Raw genomic sequence first — 16,910 nt, 5'->3', positions numbered from 1 at the left:
CCGGTGCGCGGCCGGTGCGCCTGGGTCGCCGACCGGTCACCTGTCATGGGGCGGGACGTGACAGGGGAGCGCATGAGCAACGACGGTGCGGACGACCGCGGTCTCCTACGCCCGGCGCCCGGTGCCTCGGCCGGGGTGGGCTTCGTCGACGAGCAGGGGCGCTCGCGCGAGGAGAGCCTCGGGGAGCGCGTGCTGGGCTCCCTGCTGGACCGGGCCCACCTCATGCCGGCCCGCCTGGTGGGGCTGCTGGTGGCCCAGGAGATCGCCGCCGTCGGCGGCACCGACGTCAGCATCTGGCTGCAGGACTACGACCAGCGGACCCTCAACCCGCTGACCGGTCAGGGCCTGGTGGGCGAGTCCTGCCCGATCGCGGGGAGCTGGCCGGGACGCGCCTTCACCCAGGACGCCCGCATCGAGCAGGAGCTGCCCGACGGGTCGGTGCGGATGTTCCTGCCGATGCTCGACGGTTCCGACCGGGTCGGCGTCCTGGCCTTCACGCTGCCGGAGGTGGACGACAACGACCGCCGGCTGGCCCAGCGCGTGGCCGGCCTGACCGCGGACCTGATCGTCACCAAGTCGCTCTACACGACCACGTTCGCCCGGGTGCGCACCGCGGCACCGATGAGCCTGTCGGCGCACCTGCAGTGGCAGACGCTGCCCCCGCTGGTGATGACCACCCCCGACGTCGCCCTGGCGGGCATCCTGGAACCGGCCTACGACGTGGGCGGGGACAGCTTCGACTACGCCCTGGACGGCCACGTGCTGCACCTGGCGGTCTTCGACGCCATGGGCCACGGGCTGGAGGCGGCCACGATGGCGACGATCGTGGTGGCGACCTACCGGCACGGACGGCGGTCGGAGATGTCGCTGCCGGACCTGTACGTGCACATGGACGACGTGCTGTCCGCCACCTACCCGGGTCGCTTCGCCACGGCGCAGGTGGGCCGGCTGGACACCGTGACCGGCGTGCTGAGCTGGGTGAACGCCGGCCATCCCGCCGCACTGCTGATCCGTGCCGGTGGAGCCGTCGACCAGCTCACCGGCCCCATCACCCGGCCCGTGGGCTTCGGCGGGGCCGCCCCCCAGGTGTCCACCGTCCAGCTGGGACCCGGTGACCGGGTGCTGTTCTTCACCGACGGCGTCGTCGAGGAACGGCTCGCCGACGGAGCCCAGTTCGGTGAGGCGCGACTGCGGGAGTTCGTCGAGCAGGCCGACACCGCCCGGGCGAGCGTGGCCGAGACCGTGCGCCTCCTCTCCCACGCCCTCATGGACGCCCGCGGTGGCCGGACCAGCGACGACGCCTCGCTGCTGCTCGTGGAGTGGCGCGGCCCGCCGCGGGACGACGAACTGGCCCGCGGCATCCTCGGTGGCCTCCCCGCCGGCGACATCGAGGGCTGACCCCTCGGGCACCGGTCATCCGGTGCGAGATGGTCTGGTCGCCGACGTGTCACCCGGTCGGCTGTCGGGAAGTCCTGCGTGGCACGCCCGACGGGACACGACAGCACGGAGGGGTCGCGTGACAGAGGAGCAGGTCCGGCCGTGGCTCGAGGCGCGACCGCCGCGCGGCTACAACTGCAGGTCGTGGTCCCCGCAGCACCTGCGGGACCTGCCGTCGGTCCGTCGCGAGTTCCGGGCCTGGGTCGCCGCGGCCACCGAGGAGGCACCCCGGTCGCGCGAGAACCGCGTCGAGGAGTCCGTGCTCGCCCTGGACGAGCTGATGTCCAACGCTCTGCGCCACGGCCGGGCGCCGGTGGACGTCGAGGTCTGCACCAGCGCGGGTGGGGTCCTGCTGCAGGTCGCTGACCGGGCCGCGGAGGACCCGCCGCGGCCCACGTCGACCCGGGACCCGAGCGACGGCGGGATGGGACTCGGGATGATCGCCGACTTCGCCCTGTCCTGCGGGTGGTTCGCCCCCGGCGACCAGAAGGTGGTGTGGGCGGTCATGCCCTCCTCCGAGGACTGACCGGATCGGGGACGTCGGGGGGCCGTCGTCGCCGTCCGAGCACGGTGCGTGTGGGTCAGCGGTGCTGTGCTCGGCCGTGGTCGGCGTCCGGGCCCTTGCTGCCCAGGTGGGTGTGGCCGAAGCCGGAGTCGTACGTGACGCCGTAGCCCAGCGCGCGGTCCAGGCCCAGGTGCACCAGGCCGACACCGCCTGCGACGGTCAGGGCGGAGACGTCCCAGGCCAGGCCCGCGGCCATCAGTGCCACCGGCAGCGGTGCCGTGTGCGCCAGGTCGTAGGCCCACGCGCCGACCCGGTTGCCGGCGAGGTAGCCGAGCGCGGCGAGGTCCGGGACGAGGAACAGCGCCGGGACCAGCCACCACGGCGCCCCGGTGGTGGCGTGGGCGACGAGGCCGGCCGCGGCGAGGGCGAGGCCCTCGGCCTGCAGCCAGGTCCGCGGGCGGCCGGTGACCACGCCCGGGGCCCCGGTCGCGGCGGGGGCGGTCGGGACGGCGGGCACGGTGCTGGTCACGACGGTGCTCCACGGTGTGCGGTCGGGGCGGGGGAGGGGGGCTCGGACTGCTGCGTCGGCCGGGCGCGCAGCCCCAGGTCGACCAGGTCGACGAGCCAGTCGAAGCTCTCGTCGGTGGAGGTGCCCCACTGGAAGCCACCGCCGGCCTCGATGGTGGCGAAGCCGTGGAAGATGCTGCGCAGGGCACGCAGGGCGTGGGTGGCGTCGCCCGGGGCGATGTCGTAGCCGCGGAGCACGGCACTGAAGGGCTCCAGGCTCCGAGCCGCTGCGAGGGCGACCGGGTCGTCGGGGCTGCTCAGGTCCAGGCCGATGGTGGCGGCGTACCGGCCGGGGTGGGTCAGGACGAAGTCGCGCAGCGCACGGGCGGCGGCCCGCAGCGCGTCACGGCCCGCGCGGCCCTGGATGGCCGCACCGATCGTGTGCCTGGCCTCGTCCAGGGCGAGGGCGGCGATGCGGCGGTTGAGGTCCTCCTGGCCGGCGACGTGCTTGTACAGCGAGGGGGTGCGCACGCCGAGCCGTTCGGCCAGCCCGCCCATGGTCAGGGCGGCGAAGCCGATCTCGTCGGCGAGGTCGGCGCCGGCCGCGACCACCGCGGCCGTGCCCAGTCCTGCCCTAGGCACGCGCGCCGGCCAGGAAGGTCAGCATCGCGGTGGCCACCTCGGCGGGGAACTGCACGTGCGGGTAGTGGCCGGCGCCCTCGACCATCACCAGACGGCCCAGCCCGGCGGGCAGGTCGGCCACGATGGCCTCGCCCTCGGCCTTCGGGTCGACCCAGTCGCAGTCGGCGCTGCCCTGCACGACCAGGACCGGGCAGCGCACGTTGCGCAGCTGCTCCCCGGCGTCCACCGGCGGGGTGTTGCCCATCGCCTTGAGGACCTTCATCCGGCCCGGCTGAGCGAGCATCGCGGTGATCTCGCGCATCCGGACGTCCCAGTCGGCGGGCTTGGTGCCGGGGTGGGCGACGTCCAGGTACGCGGCCCACTGGCCGGTGCTGCCGAACACCGTGGCGCCGAGCAGGTGGCGCATGCCCCGGCGGTAGGAGGCCACCCGCAGGTCGCCCAGGCTCAACGACTGCTTGCGGGTGAAGGGCGCCAGCTCGACCACCGCGGTGACCAGCTCGGGTGCGGTCGCAGCGGCGATGGTGACCGCGCCGCCGGAGATGGAGTGACCGACCAGCACGGCCGGGCCGCCGAGGTGGCGCACCAGGGCGAGGAGGTCGCCGGCGATGGCGGTCCGCGAGTAGGAGGGCCACTCGACGCTGGACTCGCCGCAGCCGCGCAGGTCCACCGCGGCGACCCGGTAGCCGGCATCGACCAGGGCGGGGACGAGGAAGCGGTAGGCCTCCCGGCTGTCGCCCATGCCGTGGGCGAGCACGAGGAGCTGGCCGGTCGTGCCGGTCACCTCGTAGGCCAGGGTGCCGCCGTCGACGGGGAGGAACTCGGTCATGTCTGCCTCCAGGCATCTGGTGGTGCAGTGGCTTACTGCGTTAGCCAAAAGCTATCATGGTTAGCCGATGTGTCAACGGGCGCCCGACTCGGCGTCCACCCCGCCGTCGCCCGGGCGAGTGAGGTCACCGCCGTGAGGGCACCAGCAGTCCCAGGGTCACGTCGATCCACCGGGCATGGGAGGAGCTCCGTCGTGCCAGGGGACCTGACGAGCGCGATCGTCGGTGCGACGACGGCGCTGGTCGCCATGGTCGACGGGGGCGGCCGCATCCTGCTGGCCAACCCGGCGATGCAGCGCTTCACCGGTCGGCCCGAGGCGGCGCTGCTCGGTCGGCCGTTCTGGGAGGTCTACGTCATCCCAGAGGACGTGCCACGGGCGCAGCGTGCCGTGGCCGCCGCACTGTCCGGCGGGGCGTCCTTCCTCGAGGAGGCCGACTGGGTCCGGGCCGACGGCGTCTGGCGCCGGATGTCGATGCAGAACAGCGTGGTGACCGACGAGTCCGGTCGGCCGTACGCGATCGCCATCGTCGCCATCGACGTCACCGAGCAGCGTGCGCGCGAGGACCAGGTGCACCGCGAGGCCACCACCGACGCACTGACCGGTACGTCCAACCGCCGCGGGCTCTTCGACGCACTGCACGTGCACCTGCAGTCCGGGGTGGGGGCGGGCTGCGCCGTCCTGTTCTGCGACGTCGACGACTTCAAGGCGGTCAACGACCAGCACGGCCACGCCCGGGGTGACCAGCTCCTGGTCGAGGTGGCGTCCCGGCTGGGTGAGTTCGCCGGGTCCGGTGGCCTGGTCGCCCGACTGGGGGGCGACGAGTTCGTGCTGCTGCTGCCCGGCCTGGACGAGTCCGAGGTGCCAGGGCTCGTCGGCCGTGTGCAGCGGCGCATGCAGGAGCCGCTGGACACCGGGAGCACTCAGCTGCTGGTGAGCGTCAGCATCGGCGGTGTCAGCGGCCACCCCGGCGAGGACCCCGACGCCGTCCTGGCCCTCGCCGACCGGTCGATGTACCTCCGCAAGAGCAGCCGCACCGCCACCTGACCCGGGAGGCCGGGCCCGCGCAGGGAGGGGGAGCATCCGGCAGGTGAGCTCCCCGTCGTGGTCGTCGACGCCGGCGAGGTGGGGGACAGCTGGCTGTCCCGCTGGGACAGCCTGCAGCTGTTCACCCCGCGCCGGTTCAGCCAGCTCCCCGGTGGCCGCTTCCCGGCCGGGCCGACGCCCACGCCCAGCCGCACCGAGATGGCCGGTTACCTGCGCGACTACGCCGCCCGGCTCGGCGTGCCCGTGCGCACCGGCACGCCGGTCACCCGGCTGACGCGGCCCCCGGACGGTTTCTGCGCGCAGACCCCGGACGGACCGGTCCGTGCCCGGCAGGTGGTGCTGGCCGTCGGCCCGTTCACCCGCCCGCAGCTGCCCGCCGCCGCGCAGCAGCTGGACCCGGCCGTCCACCAGTTCCACTCCGCGGACCACCACCGGCCGGCCGACGTCCCGCCCGGTCCGGTGCTGGTGGTCGGCGGCGGCAACTCCGCCGCGCAGCTGGCCGTCGAGCTGGCCGCCACGCACCAGGTCACCGTGGTCGCGCCGCGCGAGCCGCGCTTCCTGCCCGAGCGGCGGTGGGGCGTGGGCCTCTACTGGTGGCTGCTGCTGTCCGGGCTGCTCAACGCCGGCAGCGACAGCCAGGTGGCCCGCGGCGTCCGCCGGCGCGGTGACGCGATCATCGGCCGCGACCTCGCCCGCCTGCGGGACGACGGCGCCGTCGGCTGGCTCACCGGACGGGTGGTCGGCGCCCAGGGCACCGCGCTGCGGCTGGACGACGGCCGCACGGTCGAAGTGTCCGCCGTCCTGTGGCGCACCGGGTCGCTGCCGGAGACCGGCTGGATCGACGTCCCGGGCGCCCTGGACGACGCCGGCCTCCCGATGCACGACCGGGGCGCCTCCCCGGTGCCGGGGCTGCACTGGATGGGGCTGCCCTGGCAGACGCGGGTCAACAGCTCGATCATCGACGGCGTCGACCGGGACGCCCGCCGCACCGCCCGCCGCATCCGTGACGGAGTCCCAGCGCTCGGAAAGTGATGCGCTGGGACTCCATCAGGCCCGCAGGGACACCGTCTCGCCGCGGCCGACGACGCGGATCTCGCCCGGCGCCCGGCGGGCGGCCACCTCGGCGACGAAGTCCCCGATCGGGCTCTTGAACAGGCCGTAGTCGTCGTAGTGCACGGGCACGGTGACCGGTGGGCGCAGCAGTTCGACCAGGTCGGTGCCCTGCCGGGCGTCCATGGTCACGGTGATGCCGGCGACCTTGGTGCCGCCCAGGTGCGGGACGAGGACGTCGAGCGGGCCGCAGCGCTGCAGCACCTCGCCCAGCACCGGCCGGAAGAGGCTGTCGCCGGTGACGTAGCCGCGCCAGGTCACCGCCCCACCCCGCACCAGCTCGAGCACGCTGCCCATCACCTGCGGCAGCAGCCGGGCCAGCGGGCCGGGGCCGTGCACCCCGGGCACGCTCGTGACCCGCAGGACGGCGTCCCCGCGGGTGAGCTCGTGGGTCTGCCACGGACGCAGGTCCGAGGTGTCGGTGAACCCCCGCTTCGCCAGGCAGCCGGCGGCCTCCGGGGTGGTGATCACCGGCGTGGCCTTCGGCAGCGAGCGGGTGGCGACCCGGTCCCAGTGGTCGCCGTGCATGTGGCTGAGCAGGACGGCGTCCAGGGTCGGCAGCTGGGCGGGCAGCAGCGCCGGCTGGGTGAGCCGCCGGCTGCGCAGGCCGTAGCCCAGGTGCGCCCACTGGCCGCGGTGCAGGAAGTTCGGGTCGGTCAGCAGCGTGAACGGCCCCAGACGCAGCAGGGTCGTGGCGGTGCCGCCGAAGGTCAGCGTGACGTCGTCCGGTGCGTCGGGCATGCCCGGCGGTTACCCGTCAGCCGGGCGGCTGCAACCCCGGGAGGTGGTTCCGCGGCATCGGTGACCTGGGCATGGGGCCGTGGCCGCTCGACCCGCCGGACGGCGACCCGGTGCTGGGCGGCCTGGCCGTCCCGCGTCTCGTGGACGGCCGGATCGCCCAGTTCTGGACCGTCCTCGACGGCGGCGCGGAGGACCAGGTCTGAGCAGCTCGTGCTCTGCTCACCACGGTGAGCAGAGCACGAGCTTCCGCTGACCTCCCGCAGGCGGGCAGACTGCCGGCGCCACCCGTCTTCGAGGAGCACCCCATGGACCAGATCGACCCGACCGCCCCGCCGAGCGGCACCGGCTGCGCGGACTGTGACGCGACCGGCTCGTGGTGGCTGCACCTGCGCCGCTGTGCGGCCTGTGGCCACGTCGGCTGCTGCGACTCCTCGCCCAACCAGCACGCCACCGCGCACGCGCACGGCACCGGCCACCGCGTCGTGCAGAGCTTCGAGCCCGGCGAGGGCTGGTTCTGGGACTACGTCGAGGGCGAGTTCGCCGACGGCGCACCGCTCGCCGCGCCCACCGCGCACCCGGCCGACCAGCCGGTGCCCGGCCCGGCCGGCCGGGTGCCTGCCGACTGGATGACGCACCTGCACTGAGAGGATCCTGCGCGTGAGTGAACCGGCCGCATGGAGCTGACCGCCCAACTGGTGGCCCTGGTCATCGCCGTCGGCGTGGTCGCGGGGATCTGCGACCGCTTCGGCTGGCCGACGCCGCTGGTGCTCGTGGTCGTGGGCGCCGCGGCGTCGTTCGTGCCGCACGTGCCCGAGGTGCAGCTCGACCCGGACGTCGTCCTGTTCGCCGTGCTGCCACCGCTGCTGTACGCCACCACGTCGCGCACCTCGCTGTTCGACTTCAAGCACAACAAGCCGAGCATCATCGCGATGAGCGTGGTGCTCGTCGTCGTCACCACGCTGTTCGTCGGCTGGGTGACCTGGCTGCTGCTGCCCGGGGTTGCCCTGGCCGCTGCGCTGGCGCTGGGTGCGGTGGTCGCGCCACCGGACGCGATCGCAGCCTCCGCGGTCGGCCGCCGCCTGGGGCTGCCCCGGCGGGTGGCCACGCTGCTGGAGCACGAGAGCCTGGTCAACGACGCCGCCGCGCTGATCGCGCTGAGCGTTGCGGTGTCCGCGCTGACCTCCTCGCCCTCCGCCCCGGAGGTCGCCGGCGAGTTCGTGTGGGCCGTCGTCGGTGCGGTGCTGGTGGGCGGCGTGGTGGCCGCGGTGCTGGCGGTCTCGCGGGCCCGGCTGCGGGACCCGGTGCTGGACACGCTCGTGTCCTTCGTCGCCCCCTACCTGGCCTTCCTCGCCGCCGAGGAGGTGCACGCCTCCGGCGTCCTGGCCACCGTCGTCACCGGGCTGACGCTGGCGCACTACTCGCCGAAGGTCCAGACGGCCACGGCCCGGGTCACCGAGCAGATCACCTGGCGCACCGTGGCGTTCGTGCTGGAGAACGGCGTCTTCCTGCTGATCGGGCTGCAGTTGCCCGGTCTGCTCTCCGGCGCCGCCGACAGCGGCCTGGGTGCGGGGCGGATCGTCGTGGTCTGCCTCGGCGTGCTGGTCGCGACGATCGTGGTCCGGTTCGCGTTCGTGTTCGGCCTGGCCGGCATCCTCGCCGTCGGGACGCCGTGGATGCGCCGCGAGGCATGGAGCCCCGCCGTCGCCGGGCTGGTGTCGTGGGCGGGCATGCGCGGGGTGGTCACCCTGGCCGCCGCGCAGGTGCTGCCCGAGGACGTGCCCAACCGCGAGGTGCTGCTGCTCGCGGCGTTCACCGTCGTCGTCGGGAGCCTGCTCGTACAGGGCTCGACGTTGCCCTGGCTGGTGCGCCGGGTCGGTCTGCCCGCCCCGGACCCGGCCGAGGACGCGCTGCGGGCCGCCGAGCTCAGCGACGCCGCCAACGCCGCCGGGCTGGCGCGGCTCGAGGAGCTCGTCACCGGCGACGAGCCCGCGGGCGTCGTCCACCGGCTCCGCGATCGCTCGATCGCCCGGTCGCACGCCAGCTGGGAGCGCCTCGGCCGGCCGCTGGCCGACCAGGAGACGCCCTCGAGCGTCTACGCCCGGCTGCGGATGGAGATGCTCGACGCGGAGCGGGACGTCATCGTCGCGGCCCGGGACGCCGGGTCGGCGCCCGGCGACGTGCTCGAGGCGGCGATGGGCCAGATCGACGTCGAGGAGTCGCTGCTCGACCGGCACGAGGAGCTGGAGTCGACCGAGCGCGACCGGGCCCTGGTGCCGCGGCCGCGCGAGGCCGGCTGCGCGCACCTGCGGCTGGCGCCGGCGGGGGAGGCGGCCCCGGCCGCGGCCTGCGAGGACTGCGTCCGCGAGGGGACGACGTGGGTCCACCTGCGCCGCTGCCTGACCTGCGGGCACGTGGGCTGCTGTGACTCCTCGCCGCAGAAGCACTCCCGCGCGCACTTCGGCACCGTCGGGCACCCGGTGGTCGTCAGCGCCGAGCCCGACGAGGCGTGGCGCTGGTGCTGGGTGGACAGCGAGCTCGGCTGAGCGGTCAGCTGCGCCGACGGGCCACGGCCACCAGCCCCACGGTGACCGCGGTGAGCAGCAGCGGGTGCAGGTACGCGAACACCTCCAGGCCGTCGCCCCAGCCCGAGGACCGGTAGCGGCCGACGCAGACGGCCGCGGCCACGAACTGCGGCACGACCAGCGCCACGACCTGGACCGCGGCCGCCGCGCTCGTGCTCCGCCGGGAGGCGAGGGCAGGCACCGGTGCGAGCAGGAAGGCCAGCCACCACCAGGCGCTGACGAACTCGGTCGAGTAGTCGATGTCGGTCAGCTGCGTGACGCCGTCGGCGGTGGACAGCGCCAGGACGGCGACGGCCACGGACGCCGCGAGCAGCACCAGGGTCGTCAGCACCCAGGCCCGGTCCACGGCACGCAGGTGGGTCGGCACGGCACGAGCCTGGCAGCACCCGGCCGCCCGCAGGCGGGGGCGCGCGGACGGCCGGCCGGTCGGCAGCCCGCCGTGGGGCTCACCGTGGCAGCGGCCGGTCGTCCCTCGCCGGCTCGAGACGGGCCGCGAAGCGGGCGCGGTACTCCGACGGGCTGAGGCCGGTGTGCCGGCGGAGCTGGACGCGGTTCCTGCTCGTGGGCTCGGAGGTCACCTCGACCGCCGCGGGCGGCAAGCCGGCCTGGAGCGCCGACGGGGGGACGCCGCCGTCCGCCTGAGGTCCGCGGTCGCGCGGACGGCGCGCGGCCCGGCTGGTAGACACGTGGCGTGGCTGGAAAACGCTCCGTCGACGAGTCCTTCCTCGCGCTCCCGCTGTCCGCTCTCGCCGACGCGGCGCTGACCCGCGCGGTCGACCTGGGCTGCGAGCACGCCGACCTGCGGGTCGAGCGGATCCGCACCCAGACCGTGCGGCTGCGCGACGCCCGGCTGGAGGCGCTGGCCGACGGGGAGGACCTCGGCCTCGCCGTCCGTGTGGTGCACGAGGGCACCTGGGGCTTCGCCGCCGGTGTCGTCCTCACCGCGGCCGAGGCCGTGCGGCTGGCCGAGGAGGCCGTGGCCGTCGCCCGGGTGTCCGCGGCGATGAACACCGACCGCGTGGAGCTCGCGCCCGAACCCAGCTACGACGGGGAGTGGGTCTCGGCCTACGAGGTCGACCCGTTCGCCGTCCCGGACGCGGAGAAGACGGCGTTGCTGACCGAGCTGTCCGAGCAGCTGCTGGCCGCCGACGGCGTCGAGCACGTGAGCAGCAGCGTCATGCAGGTCAAGGAGCAGAAGTTCTACGCCGACACCGCGGGCACCCGCACCCGGCAGCAGCGGGTGCGGGTGCACCCGGAGTTCACCGCCTCGACCGTCGACCGGGTGACCGGCACCTTCGAGTCGATGCGCACGCTCGCCCCGCCGGTGGGCCGCGGCTGGGAGTTCGTCAACGGGGAGGGCTGGGACTGGCGCGGTGAGCTGGCCCAGCTCCCCGAGCTGCTGCGGGAGAAGGTCAAGGCGCCCTCGGTCGAGGTCGGCCGCTACGACGTCGTCGTCGACCCCTCCAACCTGTGGCTGACCATCCACGAGTCGATCGGGCACGCCACCGAGCTCGACCGGGCGCTGGGCTACGAGGCGGCCTACGCCGGCACCTCGTTCGCCACGCCCGACTTGCTGGGCGACCTGCAGTACGGCTCGCCGCTGATGAACGTCACCGGCGACCGCACCGCCGAGCACGGCCTGTCCACCGTCGGCTGGGACGACGAGGGCGTGGCCGGCCAGCAGTGGGACCTCATCCGCGACGGCGTGCTCGTCGGCTACCAGGTCGACCGCAACATGGCCCGCCTCCGTGGGATGGAGCGGTCCAACGGCTGCTCGTTCGCCGACTCCGCCGCGCACGTGCCGGTGCAGCGGATGGCCAACGTCTCGCTGCAGCCCGCCCCCGACGGCCCCTCGACCGAGGCGCTGATCGGTGGGGTCGAGCGCGGCATCTACGTGGTCGGCGACAACAGCTGGTCGATCGACATGCAGCGGTACAACTTCCAGTTCACCGCCCAGCGGTTCTACAAGATCGAGGGCGGGCAGCTCGCCGGCCAGCTCCGCGACGTCGCCTACCAGGCCACGACCACCGACTTCTGGGGCTCGATGACCGCGGTCGGCGGTCCGGAGACCTACGTGCTGGGCGGGGCGTTCAACTGCGGCAAGGCCCAGCCCGGCCAGGTCGCGCCGGTCAGCCACGGTTGCCCGAGCGCGCTGTTCGAGAACACGGCCATCCTCAACACGAAGCAGGAGGGTGGACGATGAACCCCCAGCAGCTGGTGGAACAGGCACTCGCCGCCTCGGAGGCCGACGGCCAGGTCGTCTACGTCACCGACAGCTCCGAGGCCAACCTCCGCTGGGCGAGCAACAGCCTCACCACCAACGGCGCGATGCGCTCGCGGCAGGTCGTGGTGGTCTCCTTCGTCGACGGCGGCTCCGGCACGGCGGTCGGCACGGTCGCCCGGACCGGGACGCCGGACGTCGCCGAGCTGGTGCGGCAGAGCGAGCAGGCCGCCCGGGACGCCGGCCCCGCCGAGGACGCGATGCCGCTGCTGACCGAGGCCCCGCCCGGCTCCGGCGACTGGGACGCCCCCGCCGCGACCACCTCGATCGACGTCTTCGCCGACTTCGCCCCCGCGCTGGGCGAGGCGTTCGGCGACGCCCGCAGCCGCGACCAGCTGCTGTTCGGGTTCGCCGAGCACCAGATGGCCACCACGTGGCTGGGCACGTCGACCGGCCTGCGGCTGCGGCACGACCAGCCCACCGGCCGGGTCGAGCTCAACGGCAAGAGCAGCGACTTCGGCCGCTCGGTGTGGGCCGGCGTCGGCACCCGCGACTTCACCGACGTCTCGGTCGCCGACCTGGCCGCCGAGGTCGCGCAGAAGATGGCCTGGTCCGCCCGCCGCGTCGAGCTGCCCGCCGGCCGCTACGAGACGCTGCTGCCGCCGTCCACGGTCAGCGACCTGATGATCGTCGCCTACTGGGCGATGGAGGCCCGGGACGCCGACGAGGGCCGCAGCGTCTACGCCAAGGCTGGCGGCGGCAACCGGATCGGCGAGCGGCTGGCCACCCTGCCGCTGACCCTGCGCAGCGACCCGCACGCCCCCGGGCTGGAGACCTCGCCGTTCCAGGTGGTCGGCGGCTCGTCGGGCAGCGCGTCGGTGTTCGACAACGGCATGGCCACCCCTGCGGTCGACTGGATCCGCGAGGGCGTGCTGACCAATCTGGTGCGCCCGCGGTCCTGGGCGGCCAAGCAGGGCGCCCCGGCGACGGCGGCGCTGGACAACCTCGTCCTGGAGGACCCGACGGCCACCGCCTCCACCGCGGAGATGATCGCGAACACCGAGCGCGGGCTGCTGCTGACCACGCTCTGGTACATCCGCGAGGTCGATCCGCAGAACCTGCTGGTCACCGGCCTCACCCGCGACGGCGTCTTCCTGGTGGAGAACGGCGAGGTCACCGGGGCGGTGAACAACTTCCGGTTCAACGAGTCGCCGGTCGACCTGCTCTCCCGGGCCACCGAGGCCAGCCTCACCGAGCGGACGCTGCCCCGCGAGTGGAACGACTGGTTCACCCGCGCGGCCATGCCGATGCTGCGCGTCCCGGACTTCAACATGAGCTCCGTCAGCCCCGCCAGCTGACGCCCCGGGAGCGGAAGTGGCCACGTCCGCCCCCAGGCTGACGGGGGCCATGTTCGCGAACATGGCCCCCGGGGAGGTCAGGGGAGGTCGGCCAGCCAGGCGGTCAGCAGCTGGTTGACCTCCTCGGGGCGCTCCTGCTGCACCCAGTGGCCGCAGCCGGGCAGCAGGGTCGACGAGTACAGCCCGGGCAGCGTCTCGGCCTGCGCCGCGATGACGTCGGCGAGCCAGGTGCTGGTCGTGTCGAGCTCACCGCCGATGAAGACCGCCGGCTGGGTCAGCCGGGCCCCGGTGTGGCCGGCGAGGTCGGCCCAGTCCCGGTCGGCGTTGCGGTAGCGGTTCAGCGCGCCGGTGGCGCCGGTGCGGGCGAGCTCGGCGGCCGCGTCGTCGAGGTCGGCCGGGTCGAGCCAGGCGGGCGGCGGGCCGTCGGGGAACCGGTCGGACATCCGGGCACCGGCAGGCACGAAGAACAGCCCGTCCGGCCCGGGGGAGGTGTGCGACTCCCCGGACAGCCCGGTGGTGAAGCCGGTGAGCCAGGTCCGCGGGTCGCGCTCGATGTCGGCCTCGGCGCGGCCGGGCTGCTGGAACCAGCTGACGTAGAAGTCTGCGTCCGCCCCGCCGATCATCGCGAAGACGTCGCTGGGCCGGGGGCCGCCGGGCGGTGAGTACGGGACGCCGAGCAGCCCGACGGCCCGCACCACGTCGGGGCGGAGCAGCGCGGCGCCGGCGGCCACCGGGGAGCCCACGTCGTGCCCGACCACGACGGCGGTGGACTCACCGAGGGCGTGGACCACGGCGACGACGTCGTCCACCAGCGCCTCCAGTCGGTAGGCGGGGACGTCGGCCGGCGCGGACGACGTCCCGTTGCCGCGCAGGTCAAGCGCGATGGCCCGGAACCCGGCGGCCGCGATCGCGGGGAGCTGGGCCCGCCAGGCACGCCAGGTCCCCGGGAAGCCGTGCAGCAGCAGGACGAGCGGACCGGTGCCCTGCTCGACCAGGTGCAGGTCACCGGACGGGGTGGGGACGGTGCGGTGGTGCAGGGGGGCGGTCATGGTTCCTCCTCGACGACGGTCCCGACATCGTCGGCACCGCAGTCGCAGAACGAGGAATCCCCTTGCCGTTCCGGCAAGGTCAGGCGTGCCGCCCCGGACCGCCGCCTTCAGGGGCCATGTTCGCGAACATGGCCCCCGGGGGTGAATCAGTCGGCGCGGTGGACCTCGGTGGGGTCCGGCGTCCGGAAGGGGGTGTCGGACGTCCGGCCGGCGACGGGCGACTCCGCGCCGTTCTCCTCCGGGCGGTCGGGCTCCTCGCCGCCCACGCCGAATCCCTCGGCGGGCGGCGGGGCGCCGGTGCCGGCGTCCGCGGCGGGGATGCCGTCGTCGGTGCTGGGCTGGACCGGGTCGAACGGTGCGCTCATGGACATGGGCGGCACCTACCCCGGTCGGCCGCGGGTCTCACCTGCGGCCGGCCGGGAGCGGGGTCAGGCGCCGGCGTGCTCGCCGAGCTCGCTGGCGGCGAGCTGGTCGTCGGCGGTGGGCACCGCTGCCGCCTCGACCGCCTGGTTGCGCCGGACGACGAGGGCGATGGCGGCCCCGCCGAGGGCGGTCAACGCCGTGGTGGCCATCCACGGGCGGTTGAGCCGGTCGCCCAGCACCTCGTCCAGGGAGTACCGGCCCGGCCCGGCGATCGACAGCGCGGCGCCGGCCAGGCCCAGCACGGCGGTGTACTCGTAGCCGCCCTGGGTGGCGAAGAAGCCGCCGTCCTTGTGCACCGCGCCGGCGGCGATCATCGTCGAGGTGGCGGCAGCTCCGGCCACCGGCGTGGCCAGGCCGGCCGCGAGCAGCGCGCCGCCGGCGGCCTCGCCGAGCCCGGCCAGGACGGCGCTGGTCTTCGCCGGCTGGAAGCCCATCGCGGTCATCGCGCCGGTGGTGCCGGCGATGCCGTGGCCGCCGAACCAGCCGAACAGCTTCTGGGCGCCGTGCGCGAACAGCGTGCCGCCCAGACCGACGCGCAGGGCCAGCAGCCCGATGTCCTGACGTGCGGTCGTCTTCGTGCTCATGGGGTGCTCCTCGTCCGTGGGATGGGGGCGCCAGCGGCCCGCGACGGTGGGGGCCCGGCCGGCGCGCTGCCCGGTGCCCCGACGGTAGGACGCGATTGAGAGGTCAACCATCGCAGGTGCGGCGTCGGACGGCTCGCGGGCGTCTGGGCTGCGCGGACGCCGCGGCGCCGTGACCGATCGCACGCCGGACCGGGTCGGGGGCGCGCAGTGCTGGTGCGCCGTCGGAGGTCCGGCTAGCCTCGGGGTGGGCCGTGACTGGCGCATCGCAGGTGGGATCGACCACCGGGGAGCGGCCCCGTCGTCCCGACGTCTGCCGCGCGCCTGGGCTCCCGAACGACCCGAGGAGCTCCTGTGACCAGCACCGTCAGCCGCGAGACCGCCGCCTTCGCCAGTGCCCTGGACGTCATCGCCCAGGTCGAGCCGGCCGTCGCCGCCGCCATCGGCCAGGAGCTCGCCGACCAGCGCTCCAGTCTCAAGCTGATCGCCAGCGAGAACTACGCCTCGCCCGCCGTCCTGCTCGCCATGGGCAACTGGTTCAGCGACAAGTACGCCGAGGGCACGCCGGGACGGCGCTTCTACGCCGCCTGCCAGAACGTCGACACCGTCGAGCGGCTGGCCGCCGAGCACGCCCGCGCGCTGTTCGGCGCCGACCACGCCTACGTCCAGCCGCACTCGGGGATCGACGCCAACCTGGTCGCCTTCTGGTCGATCCTGGCCCACCGGGTGGAGACCCCGGCGCTGGCCGGGGCCGGGGTGAAGAACGTCGACGCGCTCAGCGAGGCCGACTGGGCGCAGCTGCGCAGGGCGCTGGGCGACCAGCGGATGCTCGGCATGAGCCTGGACGCCGGCGGCCACCTCACCCACGGCTTCCGACCGAACATCTCCGGGAAGATGTTCGAGCAGTCCAGCTACGGCACCGACCCGGCCACCGGCCTGATCGACTACACGGCGCTGCGCGCGCAGGCCCGGGAGTTCCGGCCCCTGATCCTGGTCGCCGGGTACTCCGCCTACCCGCGGCGGGTCGACTTCGCCGCGATGCGCGAGATCGCCGACAAGGTGGGCGCCACGCTGCTGGTGGACATGGCCCACTTCGCCGGCCTGGTCGCCGGCGGGGTGCTCACCGGCGACTTCGACCCGGTGCCGCACGCCGACGTCGTCACCACCACCACGCACAAGTCGCTGCGCGGCCCGCGCGGCGGGATGGTGCTCTGCACCGAGGAGTACGCCCCCTCCGTCGACCGCGGCTGCCCGATGGTGCTCGGCGGCCCGCTGCCCAACGTCATGGCGGCCAAGGCAGTCGCGCTGGCCGAGGCGCGGCGTCCGGAGTTCGCCGACTACGCGCAGCAGATCGTGGCCAACGCCCGCGCGCTCGCCGACCAGCTGCTGCGGCGCGGTGCCCGGCTGGTCACCGGGGGCACCGACAACCACCTGGTGCTCGCCGACGTGGGCGCCTACGGGCTCACCGGTCGGCAGGCCGAGGCAGCCCTGCTGGACGCCGGCCTGGTCACCAACCGCAACTCGGTGCCGGCCGACCCGAACGGCCCCTGGTACACCTCCGGCATCCGGCTGGGCACCCCGGCGCTGACCACCCGCGGGCTGCGCGAGGCCGAGCTGGCCGAGGTCGGCGACCTGATGGTCGACGTCCTGAGCAACACGCAGGCCGAGGGCGACTCGAAGGTCAAGTACCGGCTGGACCCCGCCGTCGCCGAGCGGGTGCGGGCCCGGGCCGCCGAGCTGGTCGACGCCCACCCGCTCTACCCCGAGGTGGAGCTCGACCTCGCCTGACCCGTCGACTGTGCGCCCAGCGGGGTCCGGAGCACCCGGGGACCCCGATGAGCGCACAGTCGCCGGGTCCCTCTGCCACGACGGGGACCCGCCCCT

The 16,910-nt window shown here is 74.6% G+C and carries 18 protein-coding genes and 1 riboswitch; of the genes, 10 read left to right on the top strand and 8 right to left on the bottom strand.

The window, feature by feature from the left end; translation table 11 throughout:
* The first annotated feature begins 72 nt into the window (after positions 1 to 72).
* A complete protein-coding gene (locus tag GCU67_RS05355; RefSeq protein WP_163610033.1) occupies positions 73 to 1,398 on the top strand; it encodes a PP2C family protein-serine/threonine phosphatase in 1,326 nt (441 codons plus the stop codon).
* Positions 1,399 to 1,516: 118 nt separating this feature from the next.
* Positions 1,517 to 1,963, top strand: a complete 447-nt coding sequence (locus GCU67_RS05350; RefSeq protein ID WP_163610032.1) for an ATP-binding protein — start codon at positions 1,517 to 1,519, stop codon at positions 1,961 to 1,963.
* 55 nt (positions 1,964 to 2,018) lie between these two features.
* On the opposite strand, the gene GCU67_RS05345 is transcribed toward GCU67_RS05350, so the two are convergent.
* From GCU67_RS05345 to GCU67_RS05335, 3 genes are read right to left on the bottom strand one after another with little or no spacing between them, the layout of a single operon-like run.
* Positions 2,019 to 2,471: a DUF4260 domain-containing protein gene (locus GCU67_RS05345; protein ID WP_211660776.1), complete on the bottom strand. Its 453-nt coding sequence runs from the start codon at positions 2,469 to 2,471 to the stop codon at positions 2,019 to 2,021.
* A complete protein-coding gene (locus GCU67_RS05340) occupies positions 2,468 to 3,091 on the bottom strand; it encodes a TetR/AcrR family transcriptional regulator (protein ID WP_338104781.1) in 624 nt (207 codons plus the stop codon). Before GCU67_RS05340 ends, GCU67_RS05345 begins: the two co-directional genes overlap by 4 nt.
* A complete protein-coding gene (locus GCU67_RS05335; protein WP_163610031.1) occupies positions 3,084 to 3,917 on the bottom strand; it encodes an alpha/beta fold hydrolase in 834 nt (277 codons plus the stop codon). Before GCU67_RS05335 ends, GCU67_RS05340 begins: the two co-directional genes overlap by 8 nt.
* 192 nt (positions 3,918 to 4,109) lie before the next feature.
* Between GCU67_RS05335 and GCU67_RS05330 the strand changes: the two genes are divergently transcribed.
* Together GCU67_RS05330 and GCU67_RS05325 are read left to right on the top strand one after the other, a co-directional pair.
* The gene (locus GCU67_RS05330; RefSeq protein ID WP_338104780.1) at positions 4,110 to 4,961 is read left to right on the top strand and encodes a GGDEF domain-containing protein; all 852 of its coding nucleotides are present in this window, start codon (positions 4,110 to 4,112) and stop codon (positions 4,959 to 4,961) included.
* Between the two features lie 57 nt (positions 4,962 to 5,018).
* Positions 5,019 to 5,993, top strand: coding sequence for an NAD(P)-binding domain-containing protein (locus GCU67_RS05325; protein WP_163610029.1), 975 nt, complete (start codon positions 5,019 to 5,021; stop codon positions 5,991 to 5,993).
* 15 nt (positions 5,994 to 6,008) lie between these two features.
* On the opposite strand, the gene GCU67_RS05320 is transcribed toward GCU67_RS05325, so the two are convergent.
* Complete coding sequence (locus tag GCU67_RS05320; protein WP_163610028.1) at positions 6,009 to 6,812, bottom strand: MBL fold metallo-hydrolase; 804 nt, start codon at positions 6,810 to 6,812, stop codon at positions 6,009 to 6,011.
* A gap of 71 nt (positions 6,813 to 6,883) precedes the next feature.
* Between GCU67_RS05320 and GCU67_RS22275 the strand changes: the two genes are divergently transcribed.
* The 3 genes from GCU67_RS22275 to GCU67_RS05310 all read left to right on the top strand — a co-directional run bounded on the left by GCU67_RS22275 (position 6,884) and on the right by GCU67_RS05310 (position 9,355).
* A complete protein-coding gene (locus GCU67_RS22275; RefSeq protein WP_276508394.1) occupies positions 6,884 to 7,015 on the top strand; it encodes a hypothetical protein in 132 nt (43 codons plus the stop codon).
* A 102-nt stretch (positions 7,016 to 7,117) separates the two neighbouring features.
* The gene (locus tag GCU67_RS05315; RefSeq protein ID WP_163610027.1) at positions 7,118 to 7,456 is read left to right on the top strand and encodes a UBP-type zinc finger domain-containing protein; all 339 of its coding nucleotides are present in this window, start codon (positions 7,118 to 7,120) and stop codon (positions 7,454 to 7,456) included.
* Between the two features lie 30 nt (positions 7,457 to 7,486).
* A complete protein-coding gene (locus tag GCU67_RS05310) occupies positions 7,487 to 9,355 on the top strand; it encodes a cation:proton antiporter domain-containing protein (protein WP_163610026.1) in 1,869 nt (622 codons plus the stop codon).
* 4 nt (positions 9,356 to 9,359) lie between these two features.
* On the opposite strand, the gene GCU67_RS05305 is transcribed toward GCU67_RS05310, so the two are convergent.
* On the bottom strand, positions 9,360 to 9,761 hold the full coding sequence (locus tag GCU67_RS05305) for a hypothetical protein (protein WP_163610025.1): 402 nt from the start codon (positions 9,759 to 9,761) through the stop codon (positions 9,360 to 9,362).
* Between the two features lie 324 nt (positions 9,762 to 10,085).
* On the opposite strand from GCU67_RS05305, the gene GCU67_RS05300 reads away from it, so the two are divergent.
* Entirely contained in the window at positions 10,086 to 11,597 is a 1,512-nt protein-coding gene (locus GCU67_RS05300; RefSeq protein WP_163610024.1) for a metallopeptidase TldD-related protein, read from the top strand.
* Positions 11,594 to 12,973 carry a metallopeptidase TldD-related protein gene (locus GCU67_RS05295; protein WP_163610023.1) on the top strand — a complete coding sequence of 460 codons (1,380 nt, stop codon included), beginning with the start codon at positions 11,594 to 11,596 and terminating at the stop codon, positions 12,971 to 12,973. The genes GCU67_RS05300 and GCU67_RS05295 overlap by 4 nt, the downstream gene beginning before the upstream one ends.
* 77 nt (positions 12,974 to 13,050) lie before the next feature.
* On the opposite strand, the gene GCU67_RS05290 is transcribed toward GCU67_RS05295, so the two are convergent.
* From GCU67_RS05290 to GCU67_RS05280, 3 genes are all read right to left on the bottom strand, one after another.
* Entirely contained in the window at positions 13,051 to 14,022 is a 972-nt protein-coding gene (locus GCU67_RS05290) for an alpha/beta fold hydrolase (RefSeq protein WP_163610022.1), read from the bottom strand.
* 146 nt (positions 14,023 to 14,168) lie between these two features.
* Complete coding sequence (locus GCU67_RS05285; RefSeq protein ID WP_246214584.1) at positions 14,169 to 14,387, bottom strand: hypothetical protein; 219 nt, start codon at positions 14,385 to 14,387, stop codon at positions 14,169 to 14,171.
* Between the two features lie 63 nt (positions 14,388 to 14,450).
* Positions 14,451 to 15,029, bottom strand: a complete 579-nt coding sequence (locus GCU67_RS05280) for a DoxX family protein (RefSeq protein WP_163610020.1) — start codon at positions 15,027 to 15,029, stop codon at positions 14,451 to 14,453.
* A 241-nt stretch (positions 15,030 to 15,270) separates the two neighbouring features.
* Positions 15,271 to 15,363, top strand: a riboswitch (ZMP/ZTP riboswitch).
* A 17-nt stretch (positions 15,364 to 15,380) separates the two neighbouring features.
* On the opposite strand from GCU67_RS05280, the gene GCU67_RS05275 reads away from it, so the two are divergent.
* Positions 15,381 to 16,814, top strand: coding sequence for a glycine hydroxymethyltransferase (locus GCU67_RS05275; protein WP_163610019.1), 1,434 nt, complete (start codon positions 15,381 to 15,383; stop codon positions 16,812 to 16,814).
* Positions 16,815 to 16,910: the final 96 nt, after the last annotated feature.

Origin of the sequence: Modestobacter muralis (assembly GCF_010682105.1) — a bacterium.
Taxonomy (GTDB): Bacteria; Actinomycetota; Actinomycetes; order Mycobacteriales; family Geodermatophilaceae; genus Modestobacter; species Modestobacter muralis.
Note: the sequence above shows the minus strand (reverse complement) of the source record. Positions and strands in the feature narration are given on the sequence as shown.